Origin of the sequence: Massilimicrobiota sp. An80 (genome assembly GCF_002159255.1) — a bacterium.
Taxonomy (GTDB): Bacteria; Bacillota_I; Bacilli_A; order Erysipelotrichales; family Coprobacillaceae; genus Allocoprobacillus; species Allocoprobacillus merdigallinarum.
In genome coordinates, this window is the sequence record NZ_NFHI01000107.1 from 1 (window position 1) to 1342 (window position 1342).

1 protein-coding gene is annotated in these 1342 nt (G+C 37.1%); it reads right to left on the bottom strand.

Annotation, left to right across the window (positions count from 1 at the left end; translation table 11 throughout):
- Window positions 1-7 precede the first annotated feature (7 nt).
- On the bottom strand, window positions 8-1342 hold a 1335-nt coding region (locus B5G32_RS13515), incomplete at its 5' end, for an IS4 family transposase (RefSeq protein ID WP_143746674.1).

Sequence of the window (1342 nt, forward strand, 5' to 3'; positions counted from 1 at the left end):
TTCTTAACTACGGGGATATTGTCATAAGCACTGATTTGTATCGTCTGACTTTTGGATTGTTTCTTCCATCAAGTCTGAAGCGATAGCTTGGTGGTGAAATCATGACTCGTCCCCATCGTCGGTAGTGCCTGTTTGGGCGAACAGGCACTTTTATTTTGTCTAGCATCTTCTCTATCTGTTCTATCTTCTTTTTTAGCTGTCTTTTTTTACCATTGATCATTGAAAGCAGAATGTTGACATCATGTATGATTTCATGTAGCTGTGCTATGTTGACAACATACTGTCTATTTGACTCTTTCATTTCAAGTGAACGGTTCAACTCTTTTCTCATGATTCCTGCAATATTATGAAACAGTACCTTTGCATATATATCATTTCGTGCAACATCACCATCACTGCTTATATGCCTTTCTATCTCCTGGCCTGTTTTGAGTGTCTTGTATGAAACTTCGATATCCCATCTATATGTATATAGCTCAATGATTTCCTGAGCAGAGAATTCCTCTCCTAGGTTGGTAAAGAAAATAAGCTCTTTCTGACACGCCTCTCCATGATTGTTGATATATTCAATTCTTCTTTTAATGACCCTGATTTTCATGACTGGATTATTTTCTCTCAATTCCATGGCTTCAGGTGAAAATCGGAATCTCCTTCTCCATTTTTCATCAATTTCCACCTCAATCCATTCATCATCAGATTTCATGAGCGCAACCTGCTTCTTATAGAAATTGCTTTTTCCTCTGATGATATAATGATAATCAATACACTCAAGGTGGGATATGATTTCGGCTGATCCATAATATCTGTCAGCAAGATAAATGACATCCTTTCCCTTGAATATACTTTGACTTCGATAGAGATGAGAAAACGCAAGAGGCAATTCTGAATATGGTGCAGGCCTGAGTGAAAAATCTATAAACAGACCATTAAGGACATCATAGAGTCCTCCGGCCTTGGACTGGACTTTTTTGACATCGAACATGTCAATGATATGTTGATTCTCCACAAAATGAAAATCATAGATATTATAGACATTGTATGGGATTTCCATATAGGTCCCATCTTCTGCAATCAGGAAATATCCTCTATATTTTTTAGGGAGCGACGATGTATAATAGATGGCTGAAAATCGATTGATGAGATATGAAAAAACATTTGGATTCAGCTTTCTAATGGCCTTGTTGAGAGCCTGCTTGCTTATTCTCTTCTCAAATCGATCTATGGAAGAATAAAAATGAGAGAGTTCAGCATTGGTTGTGGTTCTGTTTCTGAAGATGAAGTAATAGATGAGCGAATAGAAATTCATATTTCTATTTCTGGTAAAGTCCTGTGTTCTCTTGCG